The organism is Algoriphagus sp. SE2 (genome assembly GCF_039563885.1).
Classification (GTDB): domain Bacteria; phylum Bacteroidota; class Bacteroidia; order Cytophagales; family Cyclobacteriaceae; genus Algoriphagus.
Map to the genome: position 1 here is coordinate 1 of NZ_JBCLWJ010000056.1, position 918 is coordinate 918.

1 pseudogene is annotated in these 918 nt (G+C 42.4%); it reads left to right on the forward strand.

The features are described 5' to 3' along the window. Window positions 1-918, forward strand: a pseudogene (locus AAGF08_RS20375) (hypothetical protein); the annotation flags it as partial.

A 918-nucleotide genomic window follows, 5' to 3' on the forward strand; every position in this document is an offset into this window, starting at 1 on the left:
GTCTACAAGGTATCAGCGAGTATCGAGGAATGTACTGGACCTGTTGAATCAGTGGCCTATCTGCCGATTTTTGACCCGAATGGAAACTTTGTCACCGGTGGTGGCTGGATCATGTCTCCAGCAGGAGCGTACAAAGCAGATGAAAGCCTGACAGGTAAAGCGAATTTCGGATTTGTATCGAAATACAAGAAAGGTTCTAACCAAGTGGATGGAAATACTGAGTTCCAATTCAAAGCAGGAGATTTGAATTTCAAGTCCACCTTGCATGAATCGGGCACCTTGGTGATATCCGGTAAGAAAGCTACCTATAGAGGTGAAGGAACCATCAATGGAGTTCCGGGATATAAATTCACCTTGGTCGCTCTCGATGGAGATTGGAACGGTGGAACAGACCCAGATCAGTTCAGAATCAAAATCTGGGGAGATTCAGGAATCATCTATGACAATGGACTTAATGCTGATGAAAACTCCGATGTTTCCACAGTCTTAGGTGGTGGTTCAATAGTTATCCATGAAGCAAAAGGTAAAGGAAGTAAGAGAATTCTCAGTGACCTGATTACAGTCCCATGGAATACTCCGACTGAAGTGATAGAGGATAAGATTGCCGCTATGAGCTCGGGTTGGTTTGATGGTAAGCCAGTTATACTTCATGCAAGCTTGGATTCTTATAACTCTTTGGAGCCTGGATTCTATGCAGTTAAGACAGAACTTGAAGAAAACGATTGGTTCACATTAGTAGAACCCATTGTGATCAATGTTCTTGTAGAGGATAAGCCAATGGCTACTGATATTTTATTGAGTAATTCCACCTTAGCTCTGGGTATTGAATCAGGAAGTGTAATTGGTGATTTAAGCACAATCGATCCTGTGGATGATGAGCACACCTATTCGATGACAGACCAAACTGATTTTGAATTA